Annotated in this window: 17 protein-coding genes; 1 reads left to right on the top strand and 16 read right to left on the bottom strand. The window is 40.8% G+C overall.

Annotated elements, in window-relative coordinates:
- On the top strand, positions 1-1,055 hold a 1,055-nt coding region (locus R2B77_RS16250), incomplete at its 5' end, for a hypothetical protein (protein WP_322555757.1).
- A 49-nt stretch (positions 1,056-1,104) separates the two neighbouring features.
- Here the strand turns inward: R2B77_RS16250 and R2B77_RS16245 are convergent.
- The 16 genes from R2B77_RS16245 to cysC all read right to left on the bottom strand — a co-directional run bounded on the left by R2B77_RS16245 (position 1,105) and on the right by cysC (position 16,848).
- Positions 1,105-1,725, bottom strand: a complete 621-nt coding sequence (locus R2B77_RS16245) for a YIP1 family protein (protein WP_203247757.1) — start codon at positions 1,723-1,725, stop codon at positions 1,105-1,107.
- A 159-nt stretch (positions 1,726-1,884) separates the two neighbouring features.
- Entirely contained in the window at positions 1,885-2,889 is a 1,005-nt protein-coding gene (locus R2B77_RS16240; protein ID WP_203247756.1) for an aliphatic sulfonate ABC transporter substrate-binding protein, read from the bottom strand.
- Positions 2,890-2,922: 33 nt separating this feature from the next.
- Complete coding sequence (locus R2B77_RS16235; RefSeq protein ID WP_203247755.1) at positions 2,923-3,927, bottom strand: aliphatic sulfonate ABC transporter substrate-binding protein; 1,005 nt, start codon at positions 3,925-3,927, stop codon at positions 2,923-2,925.
- Positions 3,928-3,962: 35 nt separating this feature from the next.
- The gene (locus R2B77_RS16230) at positions 3,963-4,715 is read right to left on the bottom strand and encodes an ABC transporter permease (protein WP_203247754.1); all 753 of its coding nucleotides are present in this window, start codon (positions 4,713-4,715) and stop codon (positions 3,963-3,965) included.
- A complete protein-coding gene (locus R2B77_RS16225) occupies positions 4,648-5,490 on the bottom strand; it encodes an ABC transporter ATP-binding protein (RefSeq protein ID WP_203247753.1) in 843 nt (280 codons plus the stop codon). The genes R2B77_RS16230 and R2B77_RS16225 overlap by 68 nt, the downstream gene beginning before the upstream one ends.
- Before the next feature lie 182 nt (positions 5,491-5,672).
- On the bottom strand, positions 5,673-6,884 hold the full coding sequence (locus R2B77_RS16220) for an MFS transporter (RefSeq protein WP_203247752.1): 1,212 nt from the start codon (positions 6,882-6,884) through the stop codon (positions 5,673-5,675).
- Positions 6,885-7,044: 160 nt separating this feature from the next.
- The gene (gene cysK, locus R2B77_RS16215) at positions 7,045-7,974 is read right to left on the bottom strand and encodes a cysteine synthase A (protein WP_322555758.1); all 930 of its coding nucleotides are present in this window, start codon (positions 7,972-7,974) and stop codon (positions 7,045-7,047) included.
- 185 nt (positions 7,975-8,159) lie between these two features.
- Positions 8,160-8,822, bottom strand: a complete 663-nt coding sequence (locus tag R2B77_RS16210; RefSeq protein ID WP_203247751.1) for an NAD(P)-binding protein — start codon at positions 8,820-8,822, stop codon at positions 8,160-8,162.
- A complete protein-coding gene (gene cysI / locus R2B77_RS16205; RefSeq protein WP_203247750.1) occupies positions 8,819-10,537 on the bottom strand; it encodes an assimilatory sulfite reductase (NADPH) hemoprotein subunit in 1,719 nt (572 codons plus the stop codon). Before cysI ends, R2B77_RS16210 begins: the two co-directional genes overlap by 4 nt.
- A 26-nt stretch (positions 10,538-10,563) precedes the next feature.
- Positions 10,564-12,393: an assimilatory sulfite reductase (NADPH) flavoprotein subunit gene (locus R2B77_RS16200; protein WP_203247767.1), complete on the bottom strand. Its 1,830-nt coding sequence runs from the start codon at positions 12,391-12,393 to the stop codon at positions 10,564-10,566.
- Between the two features lie 39 nt (positions 12,394-12,432).
- Entirely contained in the window at positions 12,433-12,579 is a 147-nt protein-coding gene (locus tag R2B77_RS16195; protein WP_203247749.1) for a YezD family protein, read from the bottom strand.
- Positions 12,580-12,605: 26 nt separating this feature from the next.
- Positions 12,606-13,361 (bottom strand): sirohydrochlorin chelatase, encoded by a 756-nt coding sequence (locus R2B77_RS16190; RefSeq protein WP_203247748.1) that lies wholly within the window; start codon positions 13,359-13,361, stop codon positions 12,606-12,608.
- A gap of 15 nt (positions 13,362-13,376) precedes the next feature.
- A complete protein-coding gene (gene cobA, locus R2B77_RS16185) occupies positions 13,377-14,141 on the bottom strand; it encodes a uroporphyrinogen-III C-methyltransferase (protein WP_203247747.1) in 765 nt (254 codons plus the stop codon).
- Between the two features lie 38 nt (positions 14,142-14,179).
- The gene (gene sat, locus R2B77_RS16180; protein WP_203247746.1) at positions 14,180-15,328 is read right to left on the bottom strand and encodes a sulfate adenylyltransferase; all 1,149 of its coding nucleotides are present in this window, start codon (positions 15,326-15,328) and stop codon (positions 14,180-14,182) included.
- 22 nt (positions 15,329-15,350) lie between these two features.
- Entirely contained in the window at positions 15,351-16,064 is a 714-nt protein-coding gene (locus R2B77_RS16175; protein ID WP_212391537.1) for a phosphoadenylyl-sulfate reductase, read from the bottom strand.
- 184 nt (positions 16,065-16,248) lie between these two features.
- A complete protein-coding gene (gene cysC / locus R2B77_RS16170; RefSeq protein ID WP_203247745.1) occupies positions 16,249-16,848 on the bottom strand; it encodes an adenylyl-sulfate kinase in 600 nt (199 codons plus the stop codon).
- Positions 16,849-17,245: the final 397 nt, after the last annotated feature.

Here is a 17,245-nt window from a genome sequence, read left to right as displayed (position 1 = left end):
TTACTACTAATATACGAGGGGGAAATAAAATGTCTATTCAATTCACAGCACATGAAGAATTTTTCACATTCCATGATCCAACGCAAGAGCGAAAACTCATTGACCGAAAAACAGAGATCCGGAAAGACCCTTTAACAGGCGAAACATCACGTATTATTTTCGATCCAGGTGCCCCATTTGTCCCCACGGATTATACTGAACTTGCGAAAGAAACTGCGGGTAGCAAATGTCCCTTCTGTCCCGACAACGTACAATCATTTACACCAACCTTCCCTGAAACACTAGTAATGGGAGGACGACTCACCCAGGGCGAAGCAGTCGTTTTTCCAAACCTGTTTCCATATAGTAAACACAATGCCGTTGTCCGCATGTGTGATCAGCATTATGTGAAGCTCGATGAATTCACGGATTCAATGATCGTCGAATCATTTTCAGCAGCACATGATTACTTGAATAAAGTCATTGCGCAAGATCCAAATACAGCATATGCCTCCATCAACTGGAACTACTTACCGCCTTCAGGAGGCAGTATTTTACATCCGCATATTCACGTATTAGCATCCGAACTGCCAACGAACTACCAAGCAACAACATCATCAGCTGCCAAACAATTTCACAAGACACAAGGTCAAAACTTCTACGATACGTTAGTGAAACAAGAGTGCGAGCTAGCTGAACGTTTCATTGGAACAGCCGGAACAATCGACTGGTTACATGCGTTCGCACCGAAAAGTCACACCGACTTTATCGGAATTTTCAACGCTTCTTCCTTGGATGAATTGAGTGATAATAACTGGAAGGATCTTGCCAATAGCATGATACTTTTTTTCCGTTATTTTGAAAGCATTGGTATCGCTAGCTTTAACCTCGGGCTCTTTATTCCTATCGCCCCAAATAACTCGGAACGAGTACATGTACGCATCGTCCCCCGCCTAACCGTCGGTGGTTTGCAAACTAGCGACATGAATGTTTTCAATTTCTTGCATAACGAGCCACTATGCTTAAAAGTCCCAGAACAAACAACACAGGCAGTCGCCACATACTTTGCTAAATAAAAGGCGAAGCTGGACAACAATGCTACTGCTGTCCAGCTCCGCTTTCACTTTAAAATATTGCGATTATAAACGGTAAAAAGAAAATAAATACTACAATAAATATCAAGATTGCCGGGATGACAACCGTCCAAAATCCCCGCCAGGCAGAAAATTGGTGTGCCTCGGCAATAGCCATAATACTGATGACAAATCCCCATACCCCAATAATGAAACTAATTGTCCCACTAAAGAGTAGCCAAATAAATTTGCCACCTGTAATAATAGTATCTTCAGTGAAAAGCGATTGGCCAAGTAAGAGCAAATCAGGGATCCATAAAATCCCCCCAACAATAACAGGAATAAAGGTAATGGCAAAGGCCTTTTTCAACTCTTCAAACCTACCAATACCACCTAGCCATGTTCCAACAATCGTAGCAATTCCAGCACTAATCCACCAACCAATTATCCCTAAAATAGGTCCCATAATAATAGCCACAACGAAAATTTTCGTTAGTGACATCGTATCACCTAAATCATTTTGCGACGCCCCATTCAACATATCGAATATTCCTGCTATCAAGGCTAAAATAATGGCAAAACGCATCGGTTTAAAATCAATTGCATAACGAGCTGCCTCTTTTGGTCTTAGCCAAACAGCCGTCCATACATTCAAATCTCCTTTGTTATGCATAAATGAACACCCCTTTCACTACCTATTCTACGCATGGCAAGTAATTAAGTTTCATAATAAATAAAAAGGATGGAGAAGTGTATCACCTCTACATCCTTACTGCCACTAATCGTCGCCATATGGACGTGTAACTAGTGTATTGAATTTCGTTGTCTTTTCTTATTGCCCTTCAATCGCCTTTAACTGATCCAATTGAATCATCCCATCAATATCACTGCTTTTAATATAATCGGCTTCTTTACTAATATCGGCCATTTCTTGAATGACCTGTTCATTGACCGACGTTGTCACTTCAAGATGTGAAAATGCAACTTGCAGTTCTTCTTTATTGATTTCCTTCCCCGTCAAGCCCTTGATATGTTTGATAACGAGATCCTGGCTCTCTTCAGGATTTTGTTTAATGAAATCAACAGCTTTCGTATGAGCTGTTAAATAAGCAGTGACAAATGGTTCATTGCTCACAAAGTTTTTAGTCGCCGCAACAACTGTATTCGTCGATTCTCTGCCCCATGCAAAGGACTCCCAATCCAACAATAATTTGCCGTTCGCCTGTGTTTCTAAAATATAGCCCCATGGCTCTTGTGTCGCTGCCGCATCCACTGATTTTTGAATGAACAGCGTTGCTGTATCGGCAGGTGCTGCCGCAAACAATTCGACTGTTCCACCATTTGATGTCGGCTTTAATCCTACGTCATTCAATGCTTTACGCAGCATAACGTCCTGTGTGCTACCAATGACAGGAATCGCAACTTTTTTACCGTCTAAGTCCGCGAGGTTTGTAATATTACTATGTTCGCCTGCGACAAGCACAGCTCCACCATTAACAGCTCCCGAGATAATATGGTAATTACGATCTTTCACATATAAATTTAATAATGGTCCCGGTCCAACAGTGCCGACATCGATTGATTTTGTCACCAATGCTTCCGTGAACAAGCCACCGTTACTAACTGTCTTCGTATTAATCTTAATATCTTCCCCGAACTCTTCAGCAAAATAACCTTTTTCTAAGGCAACTATCGTCGCAATATGTGTTAAGTTTGGAAAATAACCGATATTCACTTCTTTACTGCCTGCTGCACCTTGATCTCCTTTGCCGCATGCTGTTCCGACAGCTAATACGAACAAAGAAATAAGTCCAATCACTAATAATTTTCGATTCATTTCACTCTCTCCCCCGAGCTTCAAAGTTTTCTACTATTTCCCTTCAATTTCCTTCAACTGATCCAGTTGAATCAATCCGTCAATGTCATTACTACGGACATAACCTGCTTCTTTACTAATATCAGCCATTTCCTGGATGACTTGCTCATTCACAGAGGTTGTCACTTCGAGTCTAGAAAAAGCAACCTGTATTTCTTCTTTATTGATTTCTTTTCCAGTTAAATCTTTGATATGTCGGATGACAAGCTCTTGGCTTTCCACCGGTTTTTGTTTAATAAAATCAACTGCTTTTGTATGTGCTGTTAAATATGCCGTTACAAATTGTTCATTTTCCAAAAAGTTTTTAGTTGCCGCAACTACGGTATTAGTCGTTTCTTTCCCCCAAGCAAACGACTCCCAATCCAGCAGCACCCTTCCATTCGCCTGCGATTCTAAAATATAGCCCCATGGTTCTGGAATTGCTGCCACGTCCACGGATTTTTGAATAAATAGCGTTGTCGTATCTGCCGGTGCTGTTGCAAACAATTGGACTGTTCCACCATTCGATGTTGGCTTCAGACCGACATCATTAAGTGCTTTTCGCAACATAATATCTTGTGTATTTCCTATGCCAGGGATAGCAACTTTTTTACCATCTAACTCTACAAGATCAGTAATATTACTATGTTCACTTGCAACAAGTACGGCTCCGCCATTGACAGCACCTGAAATAATATGATAACTAGGATCTTTTACATAGAAGTTCAATAATGGACCTGGCCCGACAGTTCCAACATCGATTGATTTTGTCACCATGGCTTCCATAAACAACCCACCACTACTGACCGTTTTCGTATTAATCTTGATATCTTCCCCGAAAGCTTCAGCAAAGTAACCTTTTTCCAATGCAACAATGGTAGTGATATGCGTTAAGTTCGGAAAGTAGCCGATGTTTACTTCTTTGCTACCTACCGCTCCTTGTACTCCTTTTCCACATGCCGTCCCTATACTTAATACAACCAAGGAAATAATTGCGAGCACAATTAATTTACGCTTCATTTATTTTCACCCCAAATTTAAAGTTTCCATCTTATTTAACTAATGCCCCACTTCTTCTGTACGCTACGCTCTAATCGTAAGAACACTAAATTATCCATAATCGTACCGATGACACCAATGATAATCATGACAGAAATCACTAAATCCATCTGCCCCAATGATCTCCCGGTTTCAAGTAGATGGCCAAGTCCTCCTCCACCCCCAAGTAGTTCACCAGCCATCAACGCACGCCATGAAAATGCCCAAGCGATGCGTAAGCCTGATATAATTTGTGGAACGGATGCAGGTAAAATCACCGTACGTAAAAAGTGAAAACCATTTGACCCTAGCGTTTTAGCAACTCGCTGATACAATGTCGGTACATTTTTAAAGCCACTTGTCGCACTGATTGTCATGGTCCACGTAGCACCAATCGTGACGATAAACAAAATAGAGAAGTTATTTAAACCAAACCATATAATGGCGAGCGGAAACCACACAATACTTGGAATGGATTGTAAAGCCGTTATCAAAAAACCAAGTGTATCCTCTACCAGTTTAGAACGCCAAATTAGATAGCCTAGAAATAGACCAATCACGACCGCAATCGAAAATCCAATCAGCAGTCGAATCATACTCGTAAAAATAGCTGTCGTAATCTGCCCACTAATGATCCCCGTAAAAAGCGTTTGAAGTACTTGGGTTAGCGTCGGAAACATAAAATCCGGTAAGCTCGATAGTCTAGATGTTACTTCCCATATCACCGCTAGTAGCCCGATGAAGAGGGTCCGTCTCCAAAATGTAATCATCCCCCATTTCCTCCTTTAGCACTTTCTCAATTTCACTCTGTAATTCTGCTAATATGACCTTTTCCAAATGGAATGTTACATCATTTGGCGTAATGCCGTCCGTTGATGTTTTTATCGTGTGGGTCGATTTAATTTTCCCTGGACGTGTTTCAAATACAATCACTTTTTCAGATAATAAAACCGCTTCGCGTATATTATGTGTGATGAAGAAAATCGTCACTTTTGTTTTGCGCCATATTTCAAGCAGTTCATGATGCAAAACCATCCTCGTTTGTTCATCGAGGGCTGCAAATGGTTCATCCATCAACAAGACCGCCGGCTCCATAACGAGTGCACGTGCGATCGACACACGCTGCTTCATGCCTCCTGAAAGCTGATGAGGATAGGCATCAATATAATTACTTAAATGCACCATTTTCAACATGTCTTTCGCTTTATCCTGTGCTTCGTTTTTAGCCATTCCTTTCAATAACAAGCCATAGGTAACATTATCAAGGACCGTGAGCCATGGGAATAACCCTGCCTCTTGAAATACGACGACTCGATCTGGTCCTGCATCTGCCACTGTTTTCCCATCAATCCGAATTTCACCTTTGTCTGCCTTTTCAAGACCGGCAATGAGATACAGTAACGTTGATTTTCCACATCCGGACGGACCAACAATTGAAACAAACTGCCCTTTTTCCACTTCTAATTGGATATTATCTAGTACTTTCACTTGCCCTTTTTCTTGATGAGGAAAGCTTTTTTCAATACCATCAATCGTTAAATACATAGGAATTCTCCTTCCCTTTACAATACCAACTAAATTGATAAGTTTTATATCTTTTGTATATAATCGCTTACTTCTATACCATTTGTCAACCATTATTCTTAAAATCCTCTATATTTTTAGAATAGCCACAAAAAAGCTAAATAAAATTACATTTAAACATAAAAACGTTAGAAAAGCACTGTTCAGTGCTTCTCTAACGTCATTTCATGGGTCTTATTTTTCATTACTTTATTACTCAAGTAAAAGGAAGGTACTGATAATACTGTAATTAGGCTTATAATAATAAATACGAATGCTCCTCCATCTAAACTATCTAATAGAAAGCCTCCAAGACTAGGTCCTGCAATTTTACCAACCGAGCTTACCCCCGACAATGCAAAATAAGTGCCTTTTTCATGATCCTCACAAATTTCGTCAATATGTACATCGACCATCGTAAACACAAGTACTTCCCCTGCTGTAAAAATGACCATTGAAAAAATTAGAAAGAGAATATTTCCGCTTTGACCGAATAAAAACAATCCTAGCGATAAACACAAACTTCCAATGATTAAACAAGAAGCTGTGCTAATGACTTCACCTAATCTATAAACAAAGTATTGAATGACTAGTACAGTAATGGCGTTTGTTGTAATCAGCCAGGCAAAATATTTCAGTGCAAGTTCATAGTCAAATGTCAGCCCTAAAAACTGACTAAACGTAGAGTCAAATTGGCTATAACCAAAGCTAATAAAAATTAAAGCTACTATAAAAATAGTAAATCCATAGTCCTTCCTAAATACATAGAACGATTGAAAAATGGATATTTTGCCTGATTTCTCTGGTTCTTTTTCAATAGGATATTTTTTAAATAAAATCGTAAATGTAAAAATATTTATAAGGAAAATAAGTCCAACTGTAAAAAACAATAAATCAGTTCCAAACTGTTGAAAGAAAATAGATGTAAGTGGAGCGATTGCAGCAGAAATATTGATTAGGAAATAGCGAATATTAAAAATAAACCTCCTGTTTTCTTGTTCCGTATAGAAACTAAGTAAAACACGGTAGGTCGGCTCCACGACAGCTTGACCAAAACCAAGGATAGCCGCAAACACAATAAACCCAACATACTGGTCAATAAATGGAAAATACACATAACTACCAAAATAAGCTAGCAAGCCAATAAGAATCACTTTGTCCTTCGGATATTTATCTATGTAAGGTCCAATAAAGAAACTAACAATCAATCTAGAAAGCGCCAGCGTAGAAATAATCGTCCCGATCTGAATCCCTGTATAATGAAAATCTTCTAACAAAAATAATGTAAGATAAGGCAGTACTAGAAATGTTCCGAACCTTGCAATAAAAATACTTGCCAAAATTGTAGATGTGACTATATTAAATTTATCTCTCACATAATACCTCCAAACATTAAATAAATTCACCTTCCTAGTGTACCCTTCAAAAAATTGCGAGGCAATCCTTTTTCCTATAGTTCGAGATTGAAGTGGAAGTTTTCTGTCGGAAAATGATAAAAACCTTTTGCCCACATTATTCAGGGCAAAAGGTTCAGTCTTAGAATGTAAATAAATCACTCGACAAGTAACGTTCACCAGAATCTGGTGCGATACAGACGACAGTATCGTTCGGCGTCAACCTTTTCGCAACGGCTAGAGCCGCGTAAATAGACGCCCCTCCAGAAGGTCCGACAAGAATTCCTTCCTGCCTAGCAGCACTGCGTACAGTATCGTACGCTTCTTCATCTTTAATCTGAAATATTTCATCGTAGACACTAGTATTTAGCACAGAAGGAATAAATCCTGGGCTTGTCCCAACAAGTTTATGCTTCCCTGGTTCTCCGCCTGATAGTACCGGTGAACCAGCAGGCTCCACAACATGAACAGTAATATTTGCATCATGCTCTTTTAGCGTTTCGCCCGTCCCTGTCACCGTGCCGCCAGTACCCGATGTACAGACAAAAGCGGTCAGTCTTCGATTAATAGATGCCAGGGCATCTATTATCTCCATAGCCGTTGTTGTCCGATGTACGTCTGGGTTAGCGGCATTTTCAAATTGCATCGGAATAAAGCTATTGTCAATTTGCGAAGCTAATTCATTGGCTTTGGCAATGGCTCCCGGCATTCTTTCTTCGCTCGGTGTTAGAACTACCTCCGCGCCATATGCCTTCATCAAATTTATGCGCTCGAATGTTGCATTATCCGGCATGACAAAAATTGCTCGATAGCCCCTCGCCGCCGCATTCATTGCTAAACCAATTCCAGTATTGCCCGAGGTCGGTTCAATAATCGTAGCACCGGTCGTCAATTGCCCATTTTTCTCCGCTTCAACAATCATATTGAACGCCGCTCGGTCCTTCACACTTTTGCTCGGATTGAAATATTCCAACTTCACATAGACAGCCGCCCCATCTGAATCTGTAAGTCGATTCAATCTGACTAATGGTGTATGACCAATTAGGTCAGCTATATTATTTACAACTTTCACCGCCATCATCCTTTCAAACTCCACATTGTCTTTTTATTATAACAAATCAAAGCGTTTAATTCCTACCTTTTTAGTTCACTATAAATCAATAACGCCAAGGAATAGTTTGAATCACGAATAGCCGGTTTACTTGGCATCGAATTTCACCATGTAAACCGGCTATATATAATAGAAGGAAGTCAGATTCAAATAAGCTGATGATGACTCTTTTTTTCAAAGTCATCTATCATCTCAAGAAACGCCTGCTGCATATTATGCGATTGTCGGTACGTTTCATCTGTAATGACTTTCAAGAGACGTAGCTTCGTTTGTTCGTCAATCGAGGCATTTTTCACTTGATCACGAGCTAGTGCAAGAAAATCCAAATAAGCCTTATAGGAGTCATCATACTTTTCTACCAACTCATCGCGAATAACCCTTGCCAATGTAGGACTAGCCCCGTTGGTTGCCACAGTAATGGTTAAATGACCACGCTCTAGCTTAGCAGGTATATGAAAATCACTTAACGAACGGCTATCCACGACATTGACAAGCTGGTGATTTCCAGCTGATGAGGCAACAAGCTCATTGACATACGGCTGATTCGTTGCGGCAATAACCACAATGGCTAGTTGAAGATCCCTCGGTTCAAAAACTTTATTTTTCCACATAATTTGATCATTCAAAAACAAAACTTCCATTTTCGAATGAAGGACGGGGCTAATAACCGTTACATCGGCACCTGCCTGTAATAAGCCGAGTGTCTTTCGATAAGCAATGGTGCCGCCCCCTACAACGACGGCTGCTTTGTTTTTCATATTCAACATCATTGGATAGGCTCCCATTTTATTCACCTTTTTTCCAATCAATCATGAAATTCCATTCCATTATGAACAGCTTTGACATGACCCGCACGAATGACAAAGTCGCCAAAATGCTCGCCTTCTAACCTTTCTTTTGCATATTGAGCAAACAACGGTTTAAGCAAGGCCAAAATCTCTTCTTCTCCAATATTTTCACGATAAATCTTATTCAAGCGATCTCCGGCAAAACCCGCACCTAAATACATATTGTATTTGCCTGGTGCTTTCCCGATAAAAGCAATTTCTCCCAGTCCAGGCCGAGAACAACCATTCGGACACCCTGACATACGAATTATAATCTCCTTGTCGCGTAAGCCAGATTCATCTATAATAACATCGATTTTATCCAATAGCACAGGTAAATAGCGCTCTGCTTCTGCCATCGCAAGACCACATGTCGGAAATGCCACACACGACATTGAACTACGTCGCAATGCAGAATGATGCGCGCCGTCTGTCATGTTATGCTGATCCAATAACGCTACAATCTGCTTTTTTTTCTGACTAGTCACATTACTAATAACAAGGTTTTGGTTTGGGCTTAGTCGAAAATCTCCCGTATGGATTTTAGCGATTTCTCGTAGACCCGTCATCAGTGGATACCCTTCCACATCTCGAACCCGCCCATTCTCGATAAACAACGTATAATGCCATTTGCCATCATTGCCTTTAATCCAACCATAGCGATCACCATTATGCTCAAAATGATAAGCACGTGCTGCTTCAAGATCCCAACCTAAACGGTTATTGAGCTCGCTTGCAATCCATTCCAGTCCTTTCGCATCGACTGTATACTTAAAACGAGCATTTTTTCGGACAGAACGATTCCCATAATCACGCTGAATCGTAATAATTTTTTCTGCCACTTCAATAATTTGATCGGGCTTGCAGAAGCCAATTACTCTTGCTAACTGGGGGTATGTCGCTGTATCCCCGTGCGTCATCCCCATACCGCCACCAACTGCAATATTGAAGCCTACTAACTTATCATCTTCTAAAATCGCAATAAAACCAAGATCCTGTGAAAATACGTCGATATCATTATTAGGTGGAATCGCCAAGCCAATTTTAAATTTTCGCGGCAAATATAGCTCGCCATACATTGGCTCAACTTCAACCTCTTGACTGTCCACCACTTTTTCACCATCCAACCAAATTTCATGGTAGGCTTGCGTCCGTGGCGATAAATATTCACTTAATTTCCGAGACAATTCATAAACTTCTGCATGAATTTCCGATTGATAAGGGTTCGGATTACACATGACATTACGGTTAACGTCTCCGCAAGCTGCTAACGTATCCATCAATGCTGCGTTAATTTCCTGAATATTTTTCTTCATATTCCATTTTAAAATACCATGCATTTGGAATGATTGGCGCGTCGTTAATTTCAACGTTCCATTACCGTACTTGTTAGCAACATCATCCATCATTAGCCATTGTGCCGATGTCGCAATCCCACCTGGTGCACGTACCCGCACCATGAATTGATATGCCGGCTCTAATTTTTGTCGTTGACGCTCGTTGCGCAAATCACGGTCATCTTGCAAATAACTACCGTGAAATTTCATTAAACGGTTATCATCATCGTTGATCCCCGAACTGATTTGTTCTTCAAGTGATTCCGCTAGTGTTCCTCGCAAATAGTTACTCTCTTGCTTAATGCGTTCGACATCACTTGGCTTACCTGATTGTGGCGGTAGTACAATTTTTTTCGTCATTCTAGCTTGCCCCCTTCACACTTCACTCAATATACATCACGTTGATAGCGTTTTTGCTGTTGCATCTTTGCCAAATAATCCGCAGCTTCCTTCGCATTCAACCCGCCTTCTTCTTGTAAAATGGTTTCCAACGTATCATGGACATCTGACGCCATATGTTTTTCGTCTCCACAAACGTAAATGACTGCGCCCTCTTCTAGCCACTCGAAAAGTTCCTGACTTTTCTCTAGCATGCGGTGTTGTACATACACTTTTTCATCTGTATCACGTGAAAATGCAACATCGACTTGTGTCAAAACGCCATCTTTCGCCCAGCGCTGCCATTCCGTCTGATACAAGAAGTCCGTCACATAATGCTGATCGCCAAAAAATAACCACGTCTTCCCCTCTGCACCAATCTCCTCGCGCTCTTCCAAGAATGCCCGGAATGGTGCAATACCCGTTCCCGGCCCAATCATAATGATTGGCGTATCTGGATTAGCTGGTAATCTAAAGTTTTGATTGCTTTGGACATAAACAGGTAATCTATCACCAGCTTGTGCACGTAGCGCAAATTCGCCTGAACAAACGCCTAGTCGCCCGCGACCGTGTGCATCATAACGAACCGTTCCTACAGTCAAATGAACTTCATCGGGATTGGCTTTTAAACTACTCGCAATCGAATAAAGACGCGCGGGCATCTTGCGTAATATTGCGACAAATTCACGTGCAGGTACTTGCCATGGTCCAAAATCACGAATAATATCCAGCAAATCACGACCGTATATATAGTCTTTCAATTCTTGTTCCTTGCCGTTTGCTATTAAGTCTTGCAAAGCAATGTTCGAAGTCAACTCTGCTAGTTTTTGTAATAATGGCTTTGTAAGTACCGTAATTTCGAAGTTCGACAGCAGTGCCTCACGTAACGGTCGGAATGTTCCTTGCCGATTGACCGCAACAGTGTCCTCAGCACTCCAACCCAATTCTGCAATTAAAGCATCAACTAGTTCAGGTTCATTTTGTGGATAGACGCCTAAACTATCCCCGGGTTCAAATTGTAAATCCGAGCCTTCCAATGACAATTCAATATGGCGTGTTTCCTTATTCGAACCGCGTCCATTCAAGTTTAAATTTTCAAGAATTTCTGCATGGAATGGATTGGTACGAGAGTACTCTTCTTCTCCTGTAGCATCCAAACTACTATTGACTAGCTGACTATCCGTAGATTGACTGCCTTGTAAATCATTTAACTCTAATAATACAGTTGCAAACCACTCCTCCGCAGGTTCATCGAAATCTAAGTCACAATCAACGCGTGGAGCAAGCTGTTTTGCACCTAACTCGAGTAAACGTTCATCGAATTCTTTTCCTGTGTGACAGAAATAATCGTATGAACTATCACCTAAGGCAAGGACAGAATACTGAAGATTTTCTAACTTCGGCGCACGATTCCCCAAAAGAAACTCATAGAAAGGAAGTGCTGTATCCGGTGGATCCCCTTCTCCTTGCGTACTGACAATCAACAGTAGATTATCGACTTTCTTTAAGCTATTCGTCTTAAAGTCATTCATCGACGTCAGCGTAACCTTAAAATTTTCTTCTTGTAAATTTTTCGTTAACTTGCTTGCTAGCGCTTGTGAATTGCCTGTTTGTGAACCAAAAAGAATCGTTACTTCCTTTGTACTGACCTTTTTGACAATTTCCTGCGCTTCTAAAACAGCTGTGCTACTGGACTCAGTTGCTTGGTGTCCAATTTGCCGAGCACTTAAATAACCACCCAACCAAATTTGCTGCGTCTCTGTCAGTTCTGGCAATAGCTGATTGAGAAGTTTTACCTGCTGCTCATTGAACGGACTGTTCATCACTTGAAGAGTCATTGTATCCACCTCACATTTTAATAATGTCATGCATAATCATCATTTAAGCCTAATCTTTTCATTTTTTTCAATTTGAACAATAACATTATCTTGAACAACCAAAGTAATCGAGCCATAATTCATCGTTGTCAACATCGTCTTTAGCGTTTCAATCGCTAGTTCAACATTGTCTTTTTGCTCTCCCATCGTCGGCTTCATCCTTTCAACACATACTATATCGCTTGCAATACTGCCGTTTCGGCTAGCAAGTCATTCACTCGCTCAACAAGAACATCTTGAACGTATTTGTGATAGCCTAAATTTTCACAAAGAATAATTTGCTGTCCATTTGTGGAATGCTGAGCAATTGTTCTCTCAATTCCGTTCATGAGGATACCCGAGAATAATAAATAAGGGATGATAAAAACCTGTTGCTCTGTTGTTTGTTGTAATTGCTCCAAGGCTTCATCAAACGAAGGGGATGTTCCATATAGGAAACAAACGTCCACTTTTGTAAAGGGGTATTTTTTAGCGAGTAGATGAGCAATCTCTGATAAATCACGTTTCACAGCTTGATCACTGCTTCCCCGCCCAACAAGCAACACTTGGGCATCTCTTTCAATTGGTACTTGTTGTTCAATCACACGATCATATAGACTATCCACCATTTTAGGATGAACACCAAACGCTTTGCCATATGTAAATTCCACATCAGGATACATGATCTGCCCGACTTCAATTTCAAAAGGAATGTCCTCATTAGCATGATGCGCTGTTAATAAGAGTATGGGAACAATAGCAATTTTAGTTGCGCCTCGTTCTACACATTTGGTAATCCCTTCATCCACACTTGGTGAAGCTAGCTCCAAAAAGCAAATTTCTTGAATCGGAACATCAATCAGAACCTGGCAGTTTTCAATAAATTGAAGTGCCTCCTCAACGCCGGCCTGAATCCTACTTCCATGCCCTACATATAAAACGGCTTGCATATAGCTCCCTCCCTATCAAATTGAGACTTCGTTCAATTCACATTGCTCAAACCATTGAAGCTTATTATGAAAATTAACCACCTCGCCAACAATAATCATGCTTGGATTTTTAATAGTAGATTTATTTACGACATCAACAATCGTTGCAAGCGTACCAGTCACAGTTTGCTGTGTTTCTGTAGTTCCCCAATGTATAAGAGCAACTGGCGTACTAGAGGGCTTGCCGTACTTCGTCAATTGCTTACAAATATAAGGTAAATTCCCTACCCCCATATAAATCGCAAGCGTATCAATGCCCTTTGCCAGGCTTTCCCAGTGAATGGAATCATCTTTTCCAGCGCGCATATGCCCTGTGACGATGGCGAAACTAGAACTCAATTCGCGATGCGTTACAGGAATGCCCGCATAAGCTGGGGCAGCAATTCCAGCTGTAATCCCCGGAACCACTTCAAACGGTATCCCATGATCTACAAGAGTCTCAGCCTCTTCAGCACCTCTCCCAAAAATGAATGGATCTCCACCTTTTAACCGTGTCACTGTCTTTCCTTGCTTCGCAAATTTCACTAAAAAATGATTAATTGTTTCCTGAATCATGGCATGGTAATTCGGTAATTTCCCACAATAAATCAAATCAGCTCCGGGTTTTGCATAACTTAATAACTCTTTATTAATTAAACGGTCATACAAAATGACATCCGCCTCTTGAATACATTTCAACCCTTTAACGGTGATCAAATCAACATCGCCAGGTCCAGCTCCTACTAAATAGACTTTTCCCATCTTCTTCTCTCCTCTCACCGTTTTATTTCATAACCAATTTACGTATGAACAACCTGTTTCTGCAATCCGTCAATCAGTACTTCAATTACTTCCGGACGACTAAACGTTGCAGGTGGTTGCTCACCGTTGCGTAGCATTTCCCTGACCTTCGTCCCTGACAATATGACATGATCACTCGCATCATGAGGGCAAGTTTTTGGTGTCGCCATGCTCGCACATTTATTGCAATAAAAACTATGTTCGAAGAATAATAGCGTAATCCCAAGTTCTTCAGGCGTAAAATTGCTGAATATTTTTTGGGCATCATAGGTTCCGTAGTAATTTCCAACACCTGCATGATCTCGCCCAACGATAAAATGCGTGCAACCAAAGTTCTTTCTCACCATCGCGTGAAATACAGCCTCACGTGGTCCGGCATAACGCATCGCTGCAGTAAAAACCCCTAAAAACACATGGTCTTTCGCATAATAGTTTTCCAATAATACTTCATAGCTTTTCAATCTGATATCCGCTGGTACATCATCCGACTTCGTTTCCCCGACTAATGGATTTAAAAACAAGCCGTCCACAATTTCCAATGCTGTTTTTTGAATATATTCATGCGCACGATGTACTGGGTTTCTCGTTTGAAAACCAACAACACTTTTCCAACCAAGTGCCAGAAACTTCTCGCGCGTTTTGGCTGGATCATACAGGTAATCTGAAAATTCGTTCAAAGGGCGTCGCTGAATAAGTGTAATTTCTCCACCTAGATAGACATTTGGTCGTTCAAACAGTTTTTTTACACCGGGATGCTCTCGATCTGTCGTTTGAAACACCAGTGCAGCCTCTTGTTCTTTATCAGGTGTGAAAATATCCGATACTTCAAGTACCCCATAGACTACGCCAGCTCTTACTAATTTCACAACACTACCAATTGCAATATTCTTCGCGTTTTCCTCTGTTGTAGGCAATGTGATTGGAATCGTCCAAGGTTCACCCGTGGTCAACCTCATTGTTGTCACAACAGAATGATAATCTTTTTCAGACAAAAAACCACTTAACGGACTGTATGCACCCGTCCCGATCAAATCCAAATCACTACTAGATATCTCATCAAGTTCAACAGTTTCAGTAAGCACATCTAGTTTAAAATTTGGATTCCAACGATTAATTAATACTCCACCATGCGGTTGACTCAAAGCCATTGTAATTCCCCCATCAGATTCGTTAATTTTTATGCAAGCCACATTCTGTCTTCGTTTGATCAGCCCAGCGCCCCGACCTCGAACCTGTCGTAGTATCTCCTGGCAACGTACAAGGTGCACAGCCAATACTAGGATAGCCCTGATCATGCAACGGATTATAAGGCAATTGATGTTGGTCAACATATGCCCAAATATCCTCCCATGTCCAATGAATAAGCGGGCAAATTTTAACTGATTGAAATGTTTCGTCTTTATTGATGAAATTCGTCTGACTTCTTGAAGGAGATTGCTCTCGTCTAAGTCCCGATAACCATGCAGTTGCACCGCTTAACGCTTCACGGAGTGGAATCACTTTTCGCAAATAACAACAACGATCGGGTTGTCTTTCCCACAGCTTATCGCCTAGTTTTTCCGCCTGCTGCTCGACGCTATCGGCTGGCTTTTTCAATTCAATTGCCAATTGCGGATAGCGTTGCCGCACTTCGTCAATCAGGGCATACGTTTCTTGAAAATGAAGCCCTGTATCTAAAAATACCACTTTCGCCGTCGGTTTAATTTGCGAGATTAAGTCAATCATCACAATACCTTCAACACCGAAGCTACAAGCGTAGACGAGTTCCTCATCATACTCCGTATACGACCAGCGCAAGACGTTTAAAGCACCTTTCGTTTCATCCTCTATTGCAAAGTCTGGCGGATCCGTTTCTGCCCAATCCATATACGTCAGATTTCCCATTGCAATTCTCCTTTCTCCAAGGATATAAAAAGGCGATTTTAATCTGTCTTCGATTAAAATCGCCTCTGGCTGTCCAGTCAGCTAATGATTATTGATTATAATATCCTTATAATTCCTATGTGTCAAGTAGGTTTTAAAGTATTTTATGCCCTTTTTCTCAAAATGTTACGGCAATAACCATTTTTCAAATATATTGTTTCTTTTTCAAATAGGCAATAATAACTTCAACCGATGCTTCAATACTTAATTCATTAGAATCAATGATGATTTCAGCCTGCGTCGGCTCTTCGTAAGGAGCATCAATTCCTGTAAACCCTGTGATTTCACCTAATCTTGCTTTCTTATACAACCCCTTTGGATCTCGTTGTTCACAAGTTTCTAAGCTAGCCTTTACATAGATTTCGATAAATTCATCGACCTCAACTAGCTTACGTACCTGATCACGATCTGCTAAATACGGGGATATAAATGCAGTTAACGTAAATAAGCCTGCATCAACCATTAGCTTCGACACTTCACCGATTCTACGAATGTTTTCTGTCCGATCCTCCGGACTAAATCCTAAATTATTATTCAAACCATACCGTACATTATCACCATCTAAGCGATACGTATGAAGACCTTGTGCAAACAATGCGGTTTCCAATGCAACAGAAATCGTTGACTTACCAGAGCCAGATAGCCCTGTAAACCACAAAATCGCACTTTTGTGGCCTTTTTGCTCCTGACGATTTTCTTTCGTTACCTCTGATTCATGCCACACAATATTCGTTGATGCCAGCATTACTTCTCCTCCTTCTTTGTCAGTAAACTAATCAATTGCGCCTCGCCGTAATTGCGTTGGGATTTGGAATTGAGCTTGAGGCCTACAGGATGCACAGGTCATGCAGTCGTTGCGACAGGACGTCGCGAGCTTAGACTGCCTTCCTTGACTCCCTTCAAAATCCCTAACATCCGCCGGAGGCTTAACTTGAATCAGCAGGGAGTTTGAACTCCCTCTGATTCAAATGCTTTTCTGGCATTCATCCCCCATTTATAGAAGTGGAGGACTTCTGCTGAATCAAGTTAATATGTTACTAACAGTAAGGAGAATAGTAGTAAATGTCAAACATTTTTCAGATTATTTTTTAATTCATATCTGTTTAGTAGCATTTTAATCAAAAAAATAGAACAAATGGCTC

Origin of the sequence: Sporosarcina beigongshangi (genome assembly GCF_033485195.1) — a bacterium.
GTDB classification, from domain to species: domain Bacteria; phylum Bacillota; class Bacilli; order Bacillales_A; family Planococcaceae; genus Sporosarcina; species Sporosarcina beigongshangi.
The sequence above is the reverse complement of the archived record's forward strand: the minus strand, read 5'-3'. Positions and strand labels throughout refer to the sequence as shown.

Coding starts and splice junctions, on each gene's coding strand:
- R2B77_RS16240 (WP_203247756.1), bottom strand. CDS start 2,889: ATGAATCGAAAATTATTAGTGATTGGACTTATTTCTTTGTTCGTATTA.
- R2B77_RS16230 (WP_203247754.1), bottom strand. CDS start 4,715: ATGATTACATTTTGGAGACGGACCCTCTTCATCGGGCTACTAGCGGTG.
- cysC (WP_203247745.1), bottom strand. CDS start 16,848: ATGCTGGCATCAACGAATATTGTGTGGCATGAATCAGAGGTAACGAAA.
- R2B77_RS16200 (WP_203247767.1), bottom strand. CDS start 12,393: ATGACTCTTCAAGTGATGAACAGTCCGTTCAATGAGCAGCAGGTAAAA.
- R2B77_RS16225 (WP_203247753.1), bottom strand. CDS start 5,490: ATGTATTTAACGATTGATGGTATTGAAAAAAGCTTTCCTCATCAAGAA.
- cobA (WP_203247747.1), bottom strand. CDS start 14,141: ATGGGAAAAGTCTATTTAGTAGGAGCTGGACCTGGCGATGTTGATTTG.
- R2B77_RS16195 (WP_203247749.1), bottom strand. CDS start 12,579: ATGGGAGAGCAAAAAGACAATGTTGAACTAGCGATTGAAACGCTAAAG.
- sat (WP_203247746.1), bottom strand. CDS start 15,328: ATGGCTTTGAGTCAACCGCATGGTGGAGTATTAATTAATCGTTGGAAT.
- R2B77_RS16190 (WP_203247748.1), bottom strand. CDS start 13,361: ATGCAAGCCGTTTTATATGTAGGGCATGGAAGTAGGATTCAGGCCGGC.
- cysI (WP_203247750.1), bottom strand. CDS start 10,537: ATGACGAAAAAAATTGTACTACCGCCACAATCAGGTAAGCCAAGTGAT.
- R2B77_RS16235 (WP_203247755.1), bottom strand. CDS start 3,927: ATGAAGCGTAAATTAATTGTGCTCGCAATTATTTCCTTGGTTGTATTA.
- R2B77_RS16175 (WP_212391537.1), bottom strand. CDS start 16,064: ATGGGAAATCTGACGTATATGGATTGGGCAGAAACGGATCCGCCAGAC.
- R2B77_RS16245 (WP_203247757.1), bottom strand. CDS start 1,725: ATGCATAACAAAGGAGATTTGAATGTATGGACGGCTGTTTGGCTAAGA.